Annotated in this window: 15 protein-coding genes; 7 read left to right on the top strand and 8 right to left on the bottom strand. The window is 59.0% G+C overall.

From position 1 onward, the window contains the following. Positions 1-67 precede the first annotated feature (67 nt). The 4 genes from GRI91_RS10560 to GRI91_RS10545 form a co-directional block, all read right to left on the bottom strand. Positions 68-769 carry a ZIP family metal transporter gene (locus GRI91_RS10560; protein WP_160736633.1) on the bottom strand — a complete coding sequence of 234 codons (702 nt, stop codon included), beginning with the start codon at positions 767-769 and terminating at the stop codon, positions 68-70. A gap of 104 nt (positions 770-873) precedes the next feature. After that, complete coding sequence (locus tag GRI91_RS10555; RefSeq protein WP_160736632.1) at positions 874-2094, bottom strand: GTP-binding protein; 1221 nt, start codon at positions 2092-2094, stop codon at positions 874-876. A 314-nt stretch (positions 2095-2408) separates the two neighbouring features. Further along, entirely contained in the window at positions 2409-4430 is a 2022-nt protein-coding gene (locus GRI91_RS10550; RefSeq protein ID WP_160736631.1) for a TonB-dependent receptor, read from the bottom strand. 86 nt (positions 4431-4516) lie between these two features. Beyond that, the gene (locus GRI91_RS10545; RefSeq protein ID WP_160736630.1) at positions 4517-4900 is read right to left on the bottom strand and encodes a hypothetical protein; all 384 of its coding nucleotides are present in this window, start codon (positions 4898-4900) and stop codon (positions 4517-4519) included. A 505-nt stretch (positions 4901-5405) separates the two neighbouring features. Between GRI91_RS10545 and GRI91_RS10540 the strand changes: the two genes are divergently transcribed. From GRI91_RS10540 to GRI91_RS10525, 4 genes are read left to right on the top strand one after another with little or no spacing between them, the layout of a single operon-like run. Next, on the top strand, positions 5406-7700 hold the full coding sequence (locus tag GRI91_RS10540; RefSeq protein ID WP_160736629.1) for a TonB-dependent receptor: 2295 nt from the start codon (positions 5406-5408) through the stop codon (positions 7698-7700). Next, positions 7697-8266, top strand: a complete 570-nt coding sequence (locus GRI91_RS10535) for a hypothetical protein (RefSeq protein ID WP_237437795.1) — start codon at positions 7697-7699, stop codon at positions 8264-8266. Before GRI91_RS10540 ends, GRI91_RS10535 begins: the two co-directional genes overlap by 4 nt. Beyond that, positions 8263-9774 carry a PepSY-associated TM helix domain-containing protein gene (locus tag GRI91_RS10530; protein ID WP_237437794.1) on the top strand — a complete coding sequence of 504 codons (1512 nt, stop codon included), beginning with the start codon at positions 8263-8265 and terminating at the stop codon, positions 9772-9774. The genes GRI91_RS10535 and GRI91_RS10530 overlap by 4 nt, the downstream gene beginning before the upstream one ends. Positions 9775-9824: 50 nt before the next feature. Then, on the top strand, positions 9825-12179 hold the full coding sequence (locus GRI91_RS10525) for a putative bifunctional diguanylate cyclase/phosphodiesterase (protein WP_337190359.1): 2355 nt from the start codon (positions 9825-9827) through the stop codon (positions 12177-12179). A gap of 4 nt (positions 12180-12183) precedes the next feature. Here GRI91_RS10525 and purQ read toward each other — a convergent pair whose 3' ends face one another. The 4 genes from purQ to purC all read right to left on the bottom strand — a co-directional run bounded on the left by purQ (position 12184) and on the right by purC (position 17029). After that, complete coding sequence (gene purQ / locus GRI91_RS10520; protein WP_160736628.1) at positions 12184-12861, bottom strand: phosphoribosylformylglycinamidine synthase subunit PurQ; 678 nt, start codon at positions 12859-12861, stop codon at positions 12184-12186. Continuing rightward, entirely contained in the window at positions 12858-13100 is a 243-nt protein-coding gene (gene purS, locus GRI91_RS10515) for a phosphoribosylformylglycinamidine synthase subunit PurS (protein ID WP_160736627.1), read from the bottom strand. The genes purQ and purS overlap by 4 nt, the downstream gene beginning before the upstream one ends. 105 nt (positions 13101-13205) lie before the next feature. Continuing rightward, positions 13206-16154 carry a M16 family metallopeptidase gene (locus GRI91_RS10510; RefSeq protein ID WP_160736626.1) on the bottom strand — a complete coding sequence of 983 codons (2949 nt, stop codon included), beginning with the start codon at positions 16152-16154 and terminating at the stop codon, positions 13206-13208. A 77-nt stretch (positions 16155-16231) separates the two neighbouring features. Further along, complete coding sequence (gene purC, locus GRI91_RS10505; protein WP_160736625.1) at positions 16232-17029, bottom strand: phosphoribosylaminoimidazolesuccinocarboxamide synthase; 798 nt, start codon at positions 17027-17029, stop codon at positions 16232-16234. A 220-nt stretch (positions 17030-17249) separates the two neighbouring features. Here purC and GRI91_RS10500 point away from each other — a divergent pair, with 220 nt between their 5' ends. The 3 genes from GRI91_RS10500 to GRI91_RS10490 all read left to right on the top strand — a co-directional run bounded on the left by GRI91_RS10500 (position 17250) and on the right by GRI91_RS10490 (position 21497). Beyond that, positions 17250-17708 carry a GFA family protein gene (locus tag GRI91_RS10500; RefSeq protein WP_160736624.1) on the top strand — a complete coding sequence of 153 codons (459 nt, stop codon included), beginning with the start codon at positions 17250-17252 and terminating at the stop codon, positions 17706-17708. Positions 17709-17759: 51 nt separating this feature from the next. Next, entirely contained in the window at positions 17760-18362 is a 603-nt protein-coding gene (locus GRI91_RS10495; RefSeq protein WP_160736623.1) for a GNAT family N-acetyltransferase, read from the top strand. A 99-nt stretch (positions 18363-18461) separates the two neighbouring features. Continuing rightward, positions 18462-21497: a TonB-dependent receptor plug domain-containing protein gene (locus tag GRI91_RS10490; protein ID WP_160736622.1), complete on the top strand. Its 3036-nt coding sequence runs from the start codon at positions 18462-18464 to the stop codon at positions 21495-21497. Positions 21498-21518 lie beyond the last annotated feature (21 nt).

Below are 21518 nucleotides of genomic sequence, written 5' to 3'. Positions count from 1 at the left end.
TTGTCGCAGCGATGTGACTGACGTCACGGCCTGTTACAGCGCGCTCAATCCACCCCTGACGATCACGTCAGTGGCCTGCGATCAGGGCGAAGGCAGTGACGACCACGATCGCGATAGCCACGGCGACATGGTCCCTGACACCGGCACTTCCGGTCCGGGGAAACAGGCTGTGCGAAGAGATGAAGAGGAACACGCCCGCCAGCACGGCCATGATAGCGGCAAGTATCGTCTCATCCACCCGGACGACCAAAGCCAGCAATGCGCCGAGCATCGGTGCGGAGGCATTGATGACAAGCCAGCGCGCCGTTGCGGGCCGCGAGAGGCCCGGTGCTTTGGCGAGTGCGACAGTGTTTATGCCATGCGCTATTCCGTGCGCGATGGCTGCGCTTGCCATGACCAGCCCGGCATGGGCGGACTGGCCGAAACCGACCGCCGCGATGAAGCCGCCAAGCCCCGCATGAAGGGCAAAACTAAAGGGGCCGCCATGGTTGGCAATCCCGTTTCCGCCTGCCTCCAGCGCCCGGTTGAGGAGGGGATACGCGGCATAGCCGAGCGCGGCGATGGCGAGCAGGCCTGACACATGCCAGAAGCCGCGTCCCAGATGAATGGCTTCGGGCAGGACCGCCACCAGCGCGACCGCAAATATCGCGCCGGCAGAAAGAGACAGCAGTATCGACTGGCGTCGCACGATGGTGAGCGCCAGCTGTCCTCCGGCCAGAGTTGCAAGACCGGATAGGGCGGCAAAGCCCAGTGGGATAACAATGTCCATCAACGTCCATACTCCCCCGGTTCTCTCTGCCGGGATCAGAGCGATCACACTGCACGCGCCGCGCCGCCTGCCAAGTGTGTTCCGTAAAGCTTGCGAGGGTGTATCTAGGCGGCTGGGATCTGCTGTTCCCAGCTGGGGAAGGGGTCATGCATATCCTGCCATTCCAACGGTGTAAAACGCTTTGCCGGGACGAGACAGGCATCAAGCCGGGCACGAATGCGCGCTTCATCCATCCCGATGCCGATAAAGACCAGTTCCTGCCTGCGGTCGCCCCATTCCTCATGCCAATGCTCCATGACGAATTGGGCAAAGCTGGGATCGTCGGGCCATTGGTTCTTGGGAACGCTGGCCCACCACAGGCCCATGCGGTTCGTCATCGTCTGTGCCCCCGCGACGGCCAGCTCGCCCAACCATTGCGGCCGGCTGGCAAGCCAGAAATGCCCCTTAGCCCGCACCACATTGTCGAGCCCATCTTCCGTCAGAAAAGCGTGGAAGAGGGCAGGATTAAAAGGCTGCCGCGCGCGATATACGAAGCTTTCGATACCATATTCCTCCGTCTCGGGCTGATGGTTGGCATAACCATACAGCTCCTTTGCCCAGAGCGGATGCTGGATTGATTTCTCTTCGTCATAAAGCCCCGTGTCGAGCACGCAGGTCAGCGGCACCTGTCCGTGGTCACAGGTGATGATCTTCGCGTCGGCATTCAGCGATGCCACCAGTTTCTTGACCACGGCCAGTTGCTGCGGGGACACGGCGCTGGCCTTGTTCACAATGACCACATCGGCAAATTCGATCTGTTCGACCAACAATCCGACAAGGCTGCGCGTGTCATCTTCACCCAGACTTTCGCCGCGATCCTCCAGAAAGTCCTGGCTCGAATAATCGGCCAGCAGGTTGAGGGCATCGACCACGGTGACCATCGTATCGAGCCGGGCGACATCACCCAGACATTTGCCGTCCTCGTCGCGGAAGGAAAAGGTTGACGCTACGGGCAGTGGTTCGGAAATCCCGGTACTCTCGATCACCAGACTATCGAACTGCCCGGCCTCTGCCAGATTGCGGACCTCTTCGAGCAGATCGTCGCGCAGCGTACAACAGATGCAGCCATTGGTCATTTCGACCAGGCTTTCCTCACTCCGTGCAAGCGCCGCATCGCCCCCACGCACGAGATCGGCATCAATGTTCACTTCGGACATGTCATTCACGATCACGGCGACACGCCGGCCCTCGCGATTCGACAGAATGTGATTGAGCGTGGTCGTCTTGCCGGCCCCTAAAAAGCCGGAAAGCACGGTGACGGGGAGGCGGTTATCAAGCTGGGGCATGGGCGCTTTCGATCAGATAGGTTACAATATATCGTATCATATAGAAGCTTATATCCGTGTGTCCAGAGGGGCTGAACTGTGCGCCAAGACTACTGAACAAGCGTATGATAATTCTCAACATCGCCGCGCTAAGTGACGATGCTTTTACTGGCCGCCTCTGGTGGTTCAGAAAGAGAAGCTGAGGTTTTCGCGAGCTCGCAGCTTTCGGTGATCAGGTCCAGCGCCTGCAGGTCTGGCAAGTTGTACGCGGGGATGATCTTTGCAGAAGTACCTTGCCTGTCCGATACTTATGGCACCGGACAGGAGGTTGGGTTCTACATCGCCATGCGCACCACGAAGCGCACGTTGCGTCCGGGCATGATGACCTCTGACCGGTTGAGTGCAGCCGCATCGCGTTGAACGTCGTTGGTAAGATTCTGACCCACGACCGCGAACTCTACGCCCTGGTTTTGCTCGAAAGGCCGCCAGGCGATCCTGGCGTTCAGATTGTAATAGGAGTCTGTCGGCGTGTCATAAGCACCGAACTTGTCCTGTTTTCCGAAATAGGTGAGATCCATCCCGGCATCGAGGCTGTCGCCCTTCCACTTCACACCGCCGCCAATGCGATAGGGCGGAATGCGCGGAACATTGCCCCCGTCATTGTCGAAGGTGGCGCGCACATAGTCACCCAGGACATGCAGCTGCAAGGTTCCACTATCGGACTGCACCATGTCGAAGAACGCCTCGCCTTCAAGCCCGCGGAAATGCGCATTCTGCTGGCGATAGAACAGTTCCTTGAGCTCGTTGGCATCGCCTGCGACGCACACGCCGTCGTCATCGCAGGTCCGCCCTGTGAGGTCGCCATAGATGTAGTCGTTGAACCACGTGCTGTAGAGGCTGCCGTCGAAATGGAATTGGCCCTGGTCGAAACGCACGCTTGCCTCGAGCGAATTGGCGCGTTCGATCCCGAGCGTGGGATCGCCGAATTCGAAGGTTTGCGGCCCGTCATGCCCACCGCGCGCAAACAGTTCGGTCTGTGCGGGCGCACGGCCGGTGCTGGAGAAGGTGAGGCCAAGCTTGAGTGCAGGTGTCGCCGTCCACAAAGCACCGATTGCGCCGCTGACGGGCGTGAAACTGGCTTTGGTGAAAACATCGCTCACCGGTGTGCCCTCGACGCTCACATGCTCGATGCGGCCGCTGGCCTGCAAGTTGACCGAGTCACCCAATGGCATGTCGGTGAAAATGTATCCGGCCTCGCTTTCGGTCAGCGTCGGGAAGAGGTAGCTTGCGTCCTCGCCCACGGCTGAGAACTTGCGATGGATATATTCGCCGCCGATGGCCACATTGGTGAGCGGACCTAAGGCGCCGAGCAGCAACTCGGGATGGACATCCCATTCCTTGTTGCGGAACGTGGTCGCGATTTCGCCGTCTGCCTCGACCTCACTATGTTTGTAATTGGCATAGCTGCCATCCAGCGTCAGCTTACGATCACCGCCAAGATCGAATGAAGAGCGCGTCATGACCTTGGTCTGCTTCATATCGATGTGCGCATCCTCGGCCGGGATTCCGTAGGTCGCATCATATTGCGTGACGCCCACGCCCATGTGACTACCGCCGAAGAAGTATGATCCGCCCAGCGAGCCGCCGTGCGCATGAGCGAAAGAGTTGTCTAGCTTGCCGTCTGGTGTGCTCTCCGTGACTGGTGTGTCGTAATCATCGGCGTGGCGATAGAATCCGTCGGCGTGCAGCGCGAAGTTGTTTACCGCAGTATCGATCAGGGCCGATGCCTCGGGGGCGTTGGAAACGGTGTCGTAATTACCGTTGAGCTCAACGCCAATTGGCTTGTCCGGTAATGTCATCGGCACACGATCATTCAGCACATTCACGACGCCGCCGATCGCCTGGCTACCATAACGCAGAGTGCCAGCGCCGCGTACGACCTCAATGCTGCGCGCGGATAGCGGATCAATCGGCACCCCGTGATCAGGGCCGATGTCGGATACGTCGGAGGCGCTGGTTCCGTTCTCGAGAAGTCGGACCCGGTTGGCGTCCATGCCGCGGATGATCGGCCGGCTGGCGCCTGCGGCGAAACCGGTTGCGGCAACGCCGGGCACATTGGAGAGAGCATTGGCAATGCTGGCGCCGCCATTTTCGACGATTTGGCCGCGGTCGACCTTGGCGACGATCGCAGCCGTCGAATCCTGAAATACGGCATAGGGGGATGCGGTAACGATGATTTCGCGGTGTGCGCTGTTCTCGCGTGCCGGTTGCGGTGCGGGTGCTGAATCGCTCTGTGCGTAGACAACGGTGGGGGTCAGGGCAGCGAGGGCTGCGCCTGCGAGGAGGGTATTACGCATTTGGATAGTCTCCATAAACCTTTGCGGGCAATCACGCAGAGTTGCTGCGTGCGCCGGAACTGCGCCTTGGGCGCAGGATCTCACATTCAAGGCTTGAAGACGGGCGGTCCCCGGGGGTGATGCGGTATTCGGTTCTTGCGTAGCGCGAATACGGCCAGGGTTGGCAGGCCGTGAATCTGGAACGGAGCCGGATTGTCGTGGAGGTGCCATGGCGGGGGTGGATTCGTATAATCCCCCGCGTCTTGCTGCTCCTCACAAAGCAGGCATTTCGAACTGCGATGTTCGTCATCCGGGCTCAGCGATGCTGTCGCTTCGTCAACCGGGGCAACGAATGATACGTTGTTCCCCCACGCAATGTTATGCAGATGAGTATCGACGAGCAGCGACTGAACAAGAAGAACCAGCGCAACCAGCACGATCAGTGCGGTACGCAGGGAAACCGGCGCAGGCTGGGCAAGTGATTTGTTCAAAAGGTAATTAGGCCAGCGTTGGAGGAATGCGTTATGGTATTACATATCGCTGTGAGCGTCAATCCAGTTCCTGAAGTGCGAGCTACACCGCTTTCAGTCCTGACCCACCAGCCGGACTGAAGCGACCGATGACACTGATGATCACCCCGCGTCGGGAGATACGATCTGGCAGTCGTGACATCGTCCTTGCATCTTGTTGTTGATGCCGACGAAGTGACGCTGGTTCGCAATAAGCACAGGAGCTGGAAGCTCAACGAGTTCGAGGGTCCGGTTTTCAAGAATAAGCGCGATGACGGATAGCGCTCCTCGGTCGCGTCCGGTTGATCGGGCTGGCGTTCCAGGGCTCGCAAAAGTTTGCCGCATCTCAGGCGGCTAAGCTTTATCTGAGTAAAATTGCGGTGAAGGCCTGTTATGAGACCTTCAAAGAATCTGCGTCATTCCGTTAATGATATTGACTTTCAAAAGCGTCATAGCTAGCCGACTCCTCGAAAAAAGGGGTCCATTGATGAAACAAATTCTTCTTCTCGCTTCGGCGAGCCTGCTCGCTATCGCGCCTTGTGTTGCTCACGCTCAAGACAGCCGCGACAAGGCTCAGACTGAGGGAGCAAACGCTGCAAGCCCCGACATTTTTGCGGATACGATCATCGTCACGGGCGAGAAGTTCAATCGGACATTGCAGGAAACCGTGGCCAGCGTTGCCGTTACCACGGGCGAGCAGCTGGCCGAGCAGAATATTCAGACACTGCAGGAGGTTTATAACCGGACGGCCAATGTGTCGGAAACCTACGGCTCCTATGGCTTTACCATTCGCGGCATGAACAATCGCGGGGTGACCGGGGGCGGCAATGGCGCGCTCGCAACGGTTTATATTGACGGTGCGCCGATGCCGACCACCGTGCTGCATGCCGCACCGACCGACACCTGGGATGTGGCTCAGGTGGAAATATTCCGCGGGCCGCAATCGACGTTGCAGGGCCTCAATGCATTGGCCGGTGCGGTGCATGTGCGCACACGTGATCCTGAGTTTTACTGGGGTGGACGCGGACAGATAAAGGGGACTCTGGAGGAGGACTATCAGCTATCGTTCGCCGGGGGAGGGCCGATCGCCGGCGACGAGCTCGCCTTCCGCGTTACGGCGGATTACCGTGATGAACGGGGGTTGATTTATAACCCCACGCGTGATGCCTATGAGGACGATCTCTCTGCACTGAATATACGCGGCAAGCTGCTCTGGGAGCCAGAGGCACTGCCGGGTTTTGAGGCAAAGCTGGGCTTCACCCATTATGAGCGTGATGGCGGGTATCAGTATATTTATGCTGATCTTGCCGAACCGGATTATTTCGACAACCGCGTAAACCGCTCCAATGTCGAAAACTTTCTCAATTCCAAAGTCGATATCGCCACTGCGGAACTCAGCTACGAGATCAATTCTGTCCTCTCGCTCACGAGCGTAACCTCATGGAACAATGTGACCGAGGATGGGCAATATGACGGGGACGGCACTGCCGCGGATCGTGCCTTCGGTACGCAAGACCGTGATTATGAGTCCGTCACTCAGGAATTACGCCTCTCTTATGAAGGGGACTGGCTCAGTGGTTTGCTCGGCGTCTTCTACTATAATCGTGATCAGGTTCTGCGGACGGGCAGTCGCACGTTAGTGCCGTTGCCGGTCGAGACGGCTGTGGGGATGCTGGTTCATGGCGGTCTGGATCAGGCCACCGCGCAATATGCGGTCGATCTGTATGCGCAGCAGGTGCCGAACATCATCGTCGATTATGCCAGCAATTTGCCCAGCAATATCGAGACGATGGCCATTTTCGGCGATGCCAATATCGATTTGACCAGCCAGCTGACGCTGATTGCCGGATTCCGCTACGATCATGAAAGGAACACGCTGGAAGTCCTGCAAACCACCGCTTTTGCCGGCACCTATCCCAACCCGGCCGATTACGGCGCACTTGCCCCCGCAATTGCGGGCCTGAATGCCGGTGTGCAGGGGCTGGTGGATCAGGCAGGTTCTTCGACACCAAAATCAACGCGCAATTTCGATGCCTTCCTGCCGAAAGTCGGCCTTGATTACACATGGTCACCACGTCTGAGTACGGCCGTTACGATCCAGCGGGGCTATCGCTCTGGCGGCACCAGCGCCAACACGGCGCGCTCGCTCCAAGTGGCTTATAATCCTGAATATATATGGAATTACGAATTTTCGCTGCGGTCCCAGCCGCTCGATGGCGTGCGCCTGAATGCCAATGCGTTTTATATCGATTGGACCGACCAGCAAGTTAGCGTCAATTTCGGCCTGAACAATTATGACACCAATACGGTGAATGCGGGCAAGTCGCATCTCTATGGCTTCGAGGTGGAATTCACCCATTCCGTGAATTACAATTTTGACTGGTATGCCTCTGTTGGTCATGTGAAGACGAAATTTGATGAATTCACAGTGGATCAGGGCAGCGTGACGACAGATCTGGTGGGGGCGGAATTTGCCTATGCACCTGAATGGACGCTGGCGGCGGGGGCGAATGTCCGCAGTGGGGACTTCACCGGCAACATCAATGCCAGTTATCGCAGTTCGGTCTTTTCGACGACGGGTGTGGACCAGGTTCAGAGACGTGTTGCTGAACGGACCGTGGTCAATGCCAAACTCGGTTATAATCTGGGTGATGCGATGATCTACGTCTTCGCAAACAATCTGCTGGACGAGGGATATATCCAATATGTGAATCCGGCCTCCAATCAGGCGGTGCTGGGCGCGCCGCGTATTGTCGGCCTTGGTGTGGAAGCCAGCTTTTGAACGAAGCGGCGATCATGACGGGGATGGCGGTGCTGGCGGCTGGTGGCGGCCTCTCGCTCCGCCGTTCGTGGCGCGCGCGGGGCGATGGGGGGCGCAGGTGGAAAGCTGGCGGATGGGCGCTCCTGCTCGCGGCATGTGCATTGGGGGCGATGACGCTGGGGACGATGCGGGGCCTGTTTACCGGCTTTACCATCGCGGCGGTCGCCATGCTCGCCATTGTGGCCAGCGGCATGGTGGTTCGGGAATCAAAGCAGGCGCGCCGCAGCAAGAGTCTCGCGCCGGAGCCGCTTGACCGAAAGCCAAGCTGGTGGCGCAGCGCGCTGCGCTGGTTGCTTGCCGGGCCCATCGGCATGATTGCAGCAATGGCGGTGGGAATTTTCTGGTCCGTTTGGACAGGTGGGGCCGAGCATACGCGGCTGGTAATAGGGGGAATGCTCGTCCCGCTCGTGTGGGGCGGTGCCATGGCATGGACGCTGGCTGACAACCGCATCCTGCGCGCGACAGCTGTGCTGTCTCTTGTCGCTCTGCTCGGGTTCGGTCTTTCTATCTTGAAGGGTTTCGGATGAACGCGAATGCAAAAACCATGACCGGGAAACAGCCACTGATGTCGCGCATTCCTGCGGGTTTCGTGCAGGCTGTGCTGAAAGGGCATAGCGCGCTCGGCCTTGCGTTCGCGGCGGCGATCTATGTCGTGTGTCTGTCAGGCACGTTGTCCGTTTTCCTGCATGAATTTACCGCATGGGAAAATCCCGCGGCGCCACACATCGAACAGATGTCTCCTGACGCCGTTCAGAAGGCACTCGAAAATGCAGTCAGCCAGTCATCCGGTGAGGTGCATCACGTTCGTTTGATCATGCCGTCGGCGGATCAGACATTTCTAACGCTCGATGTCGATACGGCAAATGGTGACAAAGAATGGGTTGCCGATGCCAGCGGTAATTTGACGCCGCTGCGCAATGCCTGGAGCGAGTTTATTATCCGGCTGCATATATTCCTGCATCTTCCGTCGTCCTGGGGCATCTTCATCGTTGGTATGACCGGAGTGGCGCTGTTATCCTCGCTCATATCCGGCCTATGTGCGCATCCGCGCATCTTTCGGGACGCCTTTCATTTGCGGATTGGCGGATCGCAGAGACTTCAGGAGGCGGATCTTCATAACCGAATTGGTGTATGGGGTCTGCCCTTCCATATTATCGTATCGCTGACCGGCGCATTTCTGGGCCTTACGACGATTATTGTCGGCATATTGGGCATGGCAATGTTCAATGGCGATACCGCCCGCATCTATGCTTTGTTCACGCCGCCCGAACCGGTCGAAAATGCTGCACAGGCGCCGGTGCTCGACCTGCGGCCGATGCTGGCACGCCTTCCGGCTGAGGGAGTGCTGGAGCGTATTACGGTGGAGCATCCGACCGAGATGGGGGCCGCCGCAATTTTCGACATCGATGACAAGCAGGCACTTGCCGGTACCAGCAGCCTTGGCTTCACCCGATCAGCTGAGATTTACTATAATAAGGACATTTCCAAGGCTTCGCTTGGTGAGCGGGTCTTTGGTGCTCTCGGTCCGTTGCATTTTGGCTGGTTCGGCGGCGGCATTGTAAAAATTGCCTATGGCCTGCTCGGTCTCGGTCTGACCTACCTTGCGGTGGGGGGCGTCAAGATCTGGCTCGTGCGCAGACGCGACAAGGGGCGCCCCGCGCCGGGTTGGGAAAGCGTCTGGGCGGCGGTTGTCTGGGGGCAGCCGGCTGGGCTCGCCGCTGCGGCGCTGTGCGCGATCGTGTTGCCCGAATGGCCGTATACATTTTTGATTGCTGTCTGGGGTGCGATTACGCTCGCCATGCTTGCCGGGGCGACTGTGCTTTCCGCAAGCGTACTCACGATATCTGGCAAAGCGGCAACAGCTATTCTGGCGATCAGCCTGGGCTTGTATCACGCGATGTTCATTGCGGGCGGCTCCGCGTCCGCATCTGTTTGGGCGATGGACGTTCTTCTATTCACCTTCGGATGTGGGGTCGCACTCTATCTCATCCGAGGCTCGCGCCGTCCCCGATCCGCGGCGCGCCAGGCCGGATGAGCAGGACCCGTTAAGACGACCATAACCATTTCCCGTCTAGCGCTAGGCGGGTGACACATGCCTTAAGCTCTTTGCCAAGCCTTCCTTTGCGGCTGTCATCGCTCGCCGTGGTTGGGCTTACTCAACCGGAAGAGGGGGACTGGTCGGCAGTGCGCGGGCTTCAATATGCCCGGCTGCGTGATCTCACGGTGATGAGAGTGGTGATGCACGCCATCGCCGCGATTATCACGATCGGCATATATCTTACGAAGGTTCCGACCGCGCTGCTGACTGCATGGATGGCCGGGTTGTTGATTGCGCTATGGGTGGGTGCCAAGGTTGATCGCTCACTGGCCGGGTGCGAAAAACATGGCCTGACAGCTTACGAATTTTATCGTCATGCGGCATCTGTGTTCCTGATTTCGGTTTTGTGGGCCATTCCATTACTGCTGTTTGCACCGCATGGGTCGCAGGCGGATCACCTTGCCCTTTGGACCTTGATCGCCATGCTGATGGCGGGATCGGCGGCGGCTATGGCTTCCGCGCCTATTATCACGATCATTTTCGGCGTGCTGACGGGCTGCACTGCGGCGTTCACCTTTGCCGTTTCAGGCGATTGGATTATCGCGCTGGTAGTGCTGAACTTCGTGGCAATCAGCATTTATGGCGCCGTTAATGCCGGGAAAACCTATCTCGCTGCGCGTCTGGCGGAGGAAGGGGTCGCACAAAAGAGCGAAGTGGTGTCGCTCCTGTTGCGCGAATATGAAGATAATGAAGCCGACTGGCTGTGGGAGCTTGATACGTCCCGCCGCATCCGCGCAGCGAGCAGGCATTTCGCCTTTGCCACGGGCCGCGCTGCATCGGAGCTGGAAGGGGAGCTCTTCACCAAGCTTCTGGCCGGCGATAGCTGGGAGAGCGGAGAATTCGCGCCGAGCCTTCATCAGCTGTCGGAAAAGTTCAAGCTGAAGGAGCATTTCTCCAATCTGGTGGTAAAGGCCGATTTGCCCAAGGGGCGTCGCTGGTGGAAATTGTCCGGCGCTCCGATGATCGATGATGATGGCCGTTTTACCGGCTATCGCGGCGTTGGTTCCGATGTAACGGTGCAACGGGAAAGCGACGAAAAAATCGCTTACATGGCTCGGTATGACACGCTCACCGGCCTGCCAAATCGCTTGCAACTGACCGAATGTTTGGGGGAGGCCCTGCATTATTCAGAACAGTGGCGGTCGCGATGCGCGTTTTTGATGGTCGATCTCGATCGTTTCAAATCCATCAATGACTCGCTGGGCCATCAGATAGGCGATCAGTTGCTGGCCCAGGTTTCTGACCGGTTGCGCGATCTGATGGCCGGAAATGACAGTTGTGGGCGCCTGGGCGGGGATGAATTCGCCGTGGTTATGCGTGATATGCGCGACCGCGCTCAGGTGGAGGCCTTTGCCAACAGGCTGATCCTGTCATTGTCTGAACCCTACACTGTCAATCAGCATAAGCTGTTTGTCGGGGCGAGTGTCGGTTCCGCGATCGGGCCGGGCGACGGTGCCACGGTCGAAACCTTAATGCGCAATGCCGATCTGGCGCTGTACCGGGCCAAGGCAACCGGAGGCGCGGCGCATCGGACGTATGTGCCCTCTCTGCATGCCGATGCCGAGGAACGCCGCCAGCTGGAAGTGTCGCTGCGTCATGCGCTGGAGCGGAAGGAATTCCGGTTGAATTTTCAACCGGTGGTGCATGCAATGCGCGAAAATGTGGTCAGCTTCGAAGCCTTGCTACGCTGGCATAGTGCCGATCATGGGGTGGTCAGCCCTGCCAAATTCATCCCGCTGGCTGAGGAAACGCGCCTGATCGTACCGATTGGCAATTGGGTGCTGTATGAGGCCTGCCGTGAGGCGGTAAACTGGCCGAGCCAAATGCGGGTGGCTGTAAATGTTTCAGGTGAGCAATTGCTGGTTCCGGATTTCAGCCGGAATGTTGCCGATGCGTTGATCGCCACGGGCCTTCCGCCGGAGCGGCTTGAAATCGAAGTGACCGAGAGCATTTTTCTGCGCGATCCCGCGATGGCGCGACAATCCTTGCAGGAAATCCTCGCGCTGGGTTGCTCGATCGCGCTCGATGACTTCGGCACTGGCTATTCCTCGCTCGGCTATATCCGCAATCTCAGCTTTTCGACAATCAAGATTGATCGCAGCTTCGTGCAGGGTGCCGCGCAGAATAATCCTGAGAGCCTCGCCATTATCCGCGCAGTTGTGGCGATGGCGCAGAGTCTTGGCATGAACACCACGGCCGAAGGCGTGGAAAATGCCGATGAAGCGGCCATGGTCCGCGAACTTGGCTGCAGCAAGATCCAGGGCTATCATTTTGGCCGCCCGATGGAGGCAGAGGACGCCGCCCGTCTGCTATCCAGACTGAAGCATTCGACCGTAATCTAAAGCGTCAGGCGGACACCAGCCCCTTGATTGCGCCTTCGAACAGCGCACGCCCATCATCACCGCCGGTGATGGCTTCCACGGCGCGTTCCGGATGCGGCATCATGCCCAGCACATTGCCGGCATCATTCAATACGCCGGCAATGTCGCGCTGCGATCCGTTGCACGTTTCGGCATAGCGGAACGCCACGCGGCCTTCGCCCTCAATCCGCTCAAGCGTTTGATCATCAGCAAAATAATTGCCGTCATGATGCGCGACCGGAATACGGATCATCTGTCCCTGCTGGTACCCGGAGGTGAACAGGCTGGAGGCATTCTCAACCTTCAGCGACACGTCGCGGCAAATGAAGTTCTGATCGGCATTGCGCATCAGCGCACCGGGCAACAATTGCGCTTCGGTCAGTACCTGAAACCCATTGCACACGCCCAGAACGGGCACGCCGCGTCCTGCAGCAGCAATCACCGCCTGCATGATCGGGCTACGCGCGGCCATCGCACCTGAACGCAGATAATCGCCATAGGAAAAGCCACCGGGCAGGGCGATGAAATCAAGGCCGTCCGGCAGATCGGCATCGCCGTGCCAGACGCGCAGCGGCGCCGTGCCGGAGATTTTCTCAAGCGCCACCGCCATGTCCCGGTCGCAATTGGAGCCGGGGAAGGTGATGACGGCAGACCGAAAGCTCACGCCGCATTCTCCAGCTTTTCGATCCGGTAATTCTCGATCACCATATTAGCGAGCAGCTTCTGGCACATATCGTCCAGAGCGGCATCGGTGGTGTCATCCGCCACTTTCATGTCAACCGTGCGGCCGATGCGGACGTCTTCAACGCCCTCAAAACCCAAACCTTCCAGCGCATGATGCACGGCGCGGCCCTGCGGGTCGAGTACGCCGGGCTTGAGGCTGACATGGATCCTGACTTTCATTTCCGGGCCTTTCGGGCAAACATGTGATGGCGGATTCGATTGCGCTGCCTATGCCGCGTCATGCGCTTCGCGGCAAGGGGGCTGCCTGATCTCACACACCGCCTGTTACTGGCTGGCGACATTTCCCGGTTCCGTCGCCGCTTCGGGGCGCGGTATCACGCGAATTTCGAGCGGTTTGGCGGAGAGATAGCGCCTTGCCACATTTGCGATATCTTCCGGGGTGATGGCTGACGCTACATTCTTGGCCTCGGTAAAGCGGCGCAGCTTCTCCGGGTCACTTTGGGCCTCATCCGCCAGACCCATCCAGCCTGAATTGGTCTTCAGCGCCTTGTCATAGGCCTCCAGCATCGGCTGGCGTGCGCGCAGCAGCGTGTCGGCATCCACCGGTTTGTCAATCAGAGCCTGCACGGTTTCTCTCATTGCTTCTTCGGCATCATCCAGATCGGCCACATCCAGTGCCGCCGCGATGGAGAATGTGCCGTAATCATCATAGACGCCGCTCTCACTGGCGCTGACGCCCGGGGAATAGGTCTGTCCCAATTCCTCCCGCAGGCTTTCGATCAGTTTCAACCGCATCACGCGTTGCAACAATTCCAACTCGATCGTTTGGTTGAAATCCTTGTCGTCGCTGGTGGGCCAGCTCATCCGCAGCAATGCCTGATCAGCTTCTCCATCATGATAGATGGTGCGCAAAGACCGGTCCTGCGTGAAGCTGCGTTGCCGCTGATCCGCGTAGGGACGGAATTCGGTTTCGCGCGGCGGCAATGCTCCCAATGTCCGGGACACAAGATCAATGGCGCGCGCTTCATCAATGTCGCCGATCAAGGTTATTTCGATGGCGCCTTCTGCCAGCCGATCGCCAATATCGCGGGCCAGCTTGTCGAAGGTCAAATCAAGATAGCTTTGTTCCGGAGCGAGGGTGAAACGCGGGTCATCATCGGAGACTATGCCGCCCAGCGCGTTAGACAGCGCGCTGTTGGGCGTGGCCGTCTTTGCAGCGAAGAAATTACGAATATTGCGGCGATATTGCGCCTCACCCTGAGAGCGATAGCCCGGATCGGTCAGCGCGGCGGTCATCAATTCCAGCTGCAATTGCAAATCGCGCGGCGTGGTCGTAGCCGACATTGAGAAGGCTTCTTCCTCGGCAGAAAACGAGAAGCCGACGCTGCGCCCTGCAAGGATCGACTGCAGTTCATCGAAGGAATGTTTGCCAAGGCCGCCCAGCGGCAACACCGACACCATGCCAGTCGCCAGCGGGTTTTCGCGCGTGTTGATCATCCGCCCGCCATCGACGCGCATTTTTACCAATACGCGGTCCTGCTGCAGGTCGGTTTGCTTCAGATTGAGTTTTACCCCATTGGCAAAGCGCAGCGTGCGGATGCCAAGCAGCGGCTCCACGCTATCCGCGACGATGTCCCCCGGCGTGCCAAAGTCGCTATAGGCAAATTCGCTTTGGGTCGCTTGGGTTTCGGCGGAAAGTGGCGCAGCCATATCCTCTTCCCACGCATCGCGCAGGGCTTTGGCGCCGCCAGCAGGTGCGGTGTTGCCTTGAAACCGCAGCAAAGGCTGTTCCAAAGGAAGCGCCTCTTCGCGGAGAGCCGCCATGATATTGGCGGGCGTGATCATGTCTTCCATCGCCCGGAAGCGTTCCAGCGAACTGGTGGCAGTGGTGGGAATACGATCATCATCGAGCAGCGCGATGGCTTCGGCGATATAGGCTGAATTGGAGCGTGTTGCCTCACCCGCTGCGGCATTTTCCAGCGAAGTGCGCAGATTGGCCAGCTGTTCGGCCACCTCACTTGCGCTGAAGCCCTGAGCCATGCTGCGACGATATTCAGCGACCGCCGCAGCCAATGCGGGGCGCCATTCGCCATCATTGCTATCAACCACAAGGTTGGTGGTCCGGCCGCTTTCAAACACGTCGCTGGTGCCAAAGCCTGCCCCGCGGAAAGGCGGTGTTTCGAGCCGTGACAGGCGCTGCAAACGGCGATTGATAATGCCATAGCCAATTGCCCGCAGCACGTTTTTCTGACGGGTCGCGACCGTATCATCAAGATCACGCCAGGCCCCGTGGACCGATGCGGTAATGCGTTCCGGCAATGCCGGGTCGAGATAGATTTCTGTTTGTCCGCTATGCGCAAGATCGACGGGTCCGGCATCGGGCTTTGCGGGCATTGGGGCGCCGTCCCAACTGGTAAAATGCTTGGTGATCTCGGCCTCTACCATGGCCGGATCAAAATCACCCACCACCACGATCGCCGCATTCTCAGGCGTATAAAGCCTCTGCCACAGCGCCTTTAACTGCTGCGCGGTGGAATTTTCGATCACTTGTTTCGTGCCAATCGGCAAGCGGTACGGGAACAGGGCATCCGGGTATAGAAAGCGGAATCTGTCGACCGTATTGCGGAAGGAATAGGTGTCGCGCACGCGTCTTTCAGACAGGATAACGCCCTTTTCACGCTGCACTGCAGCGGGGTCGAACAGCAATTCGCTGGCCGTTTCGCGCATCAGGAACATCGCCGTGTCGAGCAGGGCCGGGTCGTTGCGCGGCAGATCCAGCTTGTACACCGTGGACTCGAAGCCGGTCGAGGCATTGGTATCGGCGCCAAAGGCCAGCCCTTCGCGCTCCAGCAGCTTCACCATTTCCCCTTCGGGAACATGGGTGGAGCCATTGAAGGCCATATGTTCGATAAAATGGGCCAGGCCGCGCTCCTCATCGCGCTCGCTCAGTGAGCCGGAGCCGATATAAAGCTGCACCTTGGCCTGACCGGCCGGCGTGCCATTATTCCGAATGATATAGCGCATGCCATTATCAAGCCGGCCGACCTTGAACGCCGGGTCCAGTGGCAGATCGCTTGTCTCGAATGCCCAAACCGGGGCCTGCGCCGTAGCGTTTTCTGCGCTGGCGGGCAGGGGCGCAGTTTGTACGGGAGCCTGCGGCGCGGTGCCGGTCAGGGGACTGCTGCTGTCTGACGGAAGCGTGGCCGTGGCGGCGCAGGCGGTCAGCGCAAGAAGGGAACTGGCGAGGGAGAGGCGAAGCGCGTGAATTTTCATGCGTTGCGCTTAGGCGCGCCAGCGTTAACGAACAATGGCCGGGTGCGGATTTGCTCCTGCTCCCCGGCCAGATGTCGTTACTTTTTCGGGCTGCCCCGCAAACGGCTGCGATGATTGGCCATATCCAGCACTTCGCCGGGACCGCCATCACCATTTTCTAGCAGGCCGAGGCGCCGTGCCACTTCCTGATAGGCTTCTTCTTCACCGCCCAAATCGCGGCGGAAACGATCCTTGTCGAGCTTCTCGCCGGTCTTCATGTCCCACAAGCGGCAGCCATCGGGGCTGATTTCATCGGCCAGAATGATCCGGCTGAAATCGCCGTCCCAGATGCGGCCGAATTCGAGCTTGAAATCCACCAGACGAATATCGATCGCCGCGAACATGCCGCTCATGAAATCATTGATGCGGATGGCCATGGAGGAAATGTCCTGCATTTCCTCGTTCGATGCCCAGCCAAAACAGGCGATATGCTCTTCGGCGATCAGTGGATCGCCCAGCGCATCATCCTTGTAATAATATTCGATCAGCGTGTGCGGCAGGGGATCGCCTTCTTCCAGGCCCAGCCGCTTGCAGATAGAACCGGCGGCGACATTGCGCAGCACCACTTCGATCGGCACGATCTCGCACTGGCGCACGAGCTGTTCGCGCATGTTCAGCCGGCGGATGAAATGCGTCGGGATGCCGATATGCGACAGGCGCGTGAACACATGTTCCGAAATGCGGTTATTGATCACGCCCTTGCCGTTGATCGTACCTTTTTTCTCGGCGTTGAAGGCAGTGGCGTCATCCTTGAAATATTGAATGATCGTGCCAGGCTCGGGACCTTCGTAAAGGATCTTGGCCTTGCCTTCATAGATCTGGCGGCGACGGGACATGGGCATCATCCTGCTGGCGCATCGTGGCGCGGAAACAACACGGCCCCGGCTGGCGGACGCGCCGAGCGAGTCGGCAAGCGCACGATGGCCGGGGCGCAGCGCGCGCTATAGTATCAAAGCAGCATGAAGGCAATTGCTGCGCATTGCACAAAGGGGCGCCGAATGCCTCAGCCTCCCCGAGATACCGTTGTCAGGCCTTCTGGAGCCGGTAAGAGGGGGCATGACTTCGCCCGATCTACCCTTGGATGGTGGTTGCCGATGTGGCCGTGTCCGGTTTCGCATAACGCAGAAGCCGATCATTACCTCGGTCTGCCATTGCCGCGGTTGCCAACGCATGACTGCCAGCGCCTATTCGCTTTCGGCAGCAGTGCCGAGTGACGGTATGACGGTGATCGAAGGTTCGACGGTGATCGGCGGTCTGCATGGGGAGCAATTGCGCCATCATCATTGCGACTGGTGCAAAAGCTGGCTCTTCACGCGGATCGAGCCGGACCCCGGCTTCGTCAATATCCGCGCGACCCTGCTTGATGATACAAGCTGGTTCGTGCCCTTTGTCGAAACGGGCCGCAATGAAGCGTTACCCTGGGTGACGACGCCAGCAAAACATAGCTATGCCGAGTTTCCGAGCATGGAGGCCTATTTCGAACTGATCGCGGAATACACGGCAGAGAATGGCTGAGCGTTCCTGCCCGTTGCGAAACCGCGTGACCGAATTTCGGGAGGGAAGGCCATGAGTGTGATTATTTGCCGCCTTGGCGGGGCGGAAATTACCGATGCGCTGGAAGACCTCGCGGCTTTGCGCATCCGCGTCTTTGCCGATTATCCTTATCTCTACGATGGTGATGCCGCTTATGAGGCGGAATATCTCGCCGAATTTGCGGTTGCGCCCGGCGCCGTGTTGATCGGTGCTTTTGATGGCGTGAAACTTGTCGGCGCAGCCACCGCATCGCCGATGTGGGCGCAGAAGGAAGCCTTTCGTGCACCCTTTGAGCGTGCCGGGCTTGATACGCAGCGGCTGTTCTATTTCGGAGAGAGCGTGCTGCTGCCCGAATATCGCGGGCAGGGGATCGGTCATGCCTTTTTTGACCAGCGAGAGGCGGCGGCGCTCGCGGCGGATGCGCGCCAAGCCTGCTTTGCCTCGGTAATCCGCGCCGATGATCATCCTGCGCGGCCCGAGAATTACCGCCCCCTCGATTCCTTCTGGATCGGGTGCGGCTATGCGCCGGTACCCGGCCTAATCACCGAACTCGACTGGAAAGAGCACGGGGAGGCGGGCGAAAGCACCAAGCCTCTGCAAAATTGGCTGCGCACGTTTGAGCGAGCCCCCGAATGACCGATTTTCCACTGAGGAGTGGGGATCGTGACAGAGGATAGCCATTTGACTGTCACCCGCATCCATCGCAAAGGGTGCTGAAAAAAGGGGACGCCTAAAATGGTTCTGCGTTTAAGATCAGCAACTTCCATCACGGCATTGATGGCCGCAACCGCCGTCGGGGCACCGGCATTCGCTGAAGACGCACCGTCGCAGTCAACCGGGGCGCAGACCACCCGCGCAACACCTGAAATCGTCGTGACGGGATCATTGCTCGATTCCGCTGCCGAGAGCCGAATCGCCCCGCTTACCGTGCTGACCGAAGAGGATCTGGCACAGCGCGGTTCGCCCACGATCATGGACCTGTCCAAGCAATTGCCGGCATCGGCAGGCGTGCTGGGTGATGCCAGTCAATTCGATGGCCGCTCGCAATTCAATCAGGGGTCGGCCTCGATCAATCTGCGCGGGCTGGGACCCCAGCGAACGCTGGTGCTGCTGAATGGTCAGCGTATCGTGGCCACGGGCGCTGGCAATCTGCCACTGGTGGATGTGAATATGATCCCGGCTCAAGCGCTTGCGCGCGTCGAAGTGCTGAAGGATGGTGCAGCGGCCACTTATGGTTCCGACGCGATTGCCGGGGTGGTCAATTTCATCACAAGGCGTGATCAGGATGGTTTCCGTGCATCCGGCGATTACCGTTATATTGATGGTTCGGATGGTGACTGGACCGGAGCGCTCAGCTGGGGCGGATCACTTGGGCCTGTGCAGCTTTTCCTTTCGGGCGGCTATCAGCAGCGCAGCGAACTGAGTACCACGGAACGCGGCTTTGCTATGCGGTCCTTTGAGGAAAATCCGCAAGGCGGTTTTTCCGGTGGCGGCAATCCGGGCAATTTTGATTTTAACGGGACCGATGGAGGCCTGTCCTTCACCGCCGATGAAGGGTGTGAAGGCCTGGGTGGTTTCCGCTCAAGCGAGGGCTCGGCAAGTGATCTGTGCTTTGGCAATTATCTTGGTTTTACCAATCTGGTTGAGCCGGAGGATCGTTATCAATTCTATGGCGACATCACGCTGCCGCTGGGCGCGCGTACCGAGCTGCGCCTGACCGGGCTCTATGGCCATACCAGCACCCGTCTGACGACATCACCAAGCTATCTGCCGACCATCTCGCCATCGTCCGAGGCGGCTTATGGCGGCAGCGGCCTGTTCGTAATCCCGAGTTACGCACCGGCGCTGGCGGACTATTGCGCGCGCTTCGGTGATGATGCCGGCTGTTCGGTGGATGAAGGCGGGCCGCCAAGCGCGGACGCTCTGGCTTACCCTGTGCGCTTCCGTCCGCTGCTCGCCGGGGGTAATCCGCTCTATGATCATAAGCGCGGGGCGACGCTGTCCTATCGCAATTCGGACCTGTACCGCCTCACCGGCGAACTGACGCATGACTTTTCCTCCACGCTGCATTTGAAGGCGGGTGTCACCTACAGCGAATATGACCGGCACTATCAGGGTACGGATTCGCTGGTTGATTATCTTCAGAATGCGCTGGCGGGCTTTGGCGGGGCGAATTGTACCTATGCGACGGCCGCTTCACGGGCCGGCATGAGCGCAGATCAGCTTGCCGCCGTCGCCGGCGGCGATGGCTGCGTCTATTTCAATCCCTTCTCCACCGGATCGGCCACCAATGCGGTCACCGGGGAAGCCAATCCCAACTATGCCGGTGCGGATAATGTGCTGGGGCTCGATCTCACGCCCGGCGCGGGCCTGATCAACGATGCCGCAGTGGTGGACAGCTTCTACACCGTCGTCACGCGCCGGGCGAATACCAGCCAGTGGGTGGGTGATGTGCAGCTTTCGGGGGAAAGCGGTGTGATGCTGCCGGGCGGAGCAGTCGGCTTTGCATTGGGCGCGCAATACCGGCGGGAAAGCTATGTCCGCCAATATAGTGCGGAGAACAATCTGGCGGTAAATCCCTGTCCGGGGTCAATTCTCAATCCCGATGCGACCTGTAGCAGTGAAGTCGGCCCGCTCGGCTTTTTGGGGGCGGACCGCGACGTGAATGTCTCCAGCGATGTCTTTGCGTTGTTCGCCGAGCTGCAATTGCCGGTGACGGAGCGCCTGCAGGCGCAGCTTTCGGCGCGGTATGAGGATTACGGCACAGGCATCGGCTCGACCTTCGACCCGCAGGCGCGCATTCGTTTCGAAGTGGCTGATGGGCTGGCCCTGCGCGGCGGTGTCGGTACGACATTTCGTGGGCCACCGCCGCAAAATACGCGTGCCGGGCTGGTCAAGCTGGAGCTGATCGGATCGGGCCTGCGTGCGGTTGATGTACTGGCCAATCGTGAATTGAGTCCAGAAACCGCCACCACCTATAATGCCGGGATCGACGTCGATCAGGGGCGCTTCCATGCCTCCATCGATTATTACCGCTATGAATTCGAGGGCGCAATCGAGGCCGAACCGGTCAGCGGAATCGTGTTCGCCATGTTCGGTGCCAGCGGTGATGAGCATTGCGGTGACGCGGCCTATGCCGGGCTGCAGGATCGCTTCACCTTTGCCGGCGGGACGTGCAACATTGCCAATGTCGAGCGGCTGACCACCTATGCGGTCAATTCCGCCGATGTGACCACGTCCGGTCTCGATTTCGATGCGAGCTATGATCAGCCGCTTGGCGCCGCGACGCTGCAATTGGGCGTTTCGGGCACCTATCTGATCAATTACGACGTCGGTGATGTGGTGGTGGAAGGGGTGCAGGTGCAATCTGCCTTCGACGCGGCGGGCAAGCTGAATTACCAGACCACCGCCTATCCGCTGCCGCGTTGGAAGGGCTATGGCTGGTTGCAGGCGCTGTGGGGGCGTCAGTCCCTCCGGCTGCAGCTCAATTATGTCGATGGCTATGAGGATCAGCGCGGGGCCGCGATCTTTGGGCCGAATAATAGTGCTCTGGGCGGCGTATCGGTCACGGCGGGCAAGGACATCGGTAGTTTTACCACACTGGATGCCACTTGGCGCACAGTGCTGGAAACCGGAACCAGCATCAGCGTGGCGCTGGTCAATCTGCTGGATCAGTATCCACCTTTCGCCCGGCTGGACCAGAATTACGATCCCTTCACCGCCAGCCCATTGGGCTTCACCGCGAAACTGGGGGTTACGCAGGAATTCTGATCTCGCCCAATTTTCGCTTCC

Source organism: Altericroceibacterium endophyticum (assembly GCF_009827595.1).
Lineage (GTDB): Bacteria > Pseudomonadota > Alphaproteobacteria > Sphingomonadales > Sphingomonadaceae > Altericroceibacterium > Altericroceibacterium endophyticum.
This window is presented reverse-complemented; position numbering and strand designations above follow the sequence as displayed.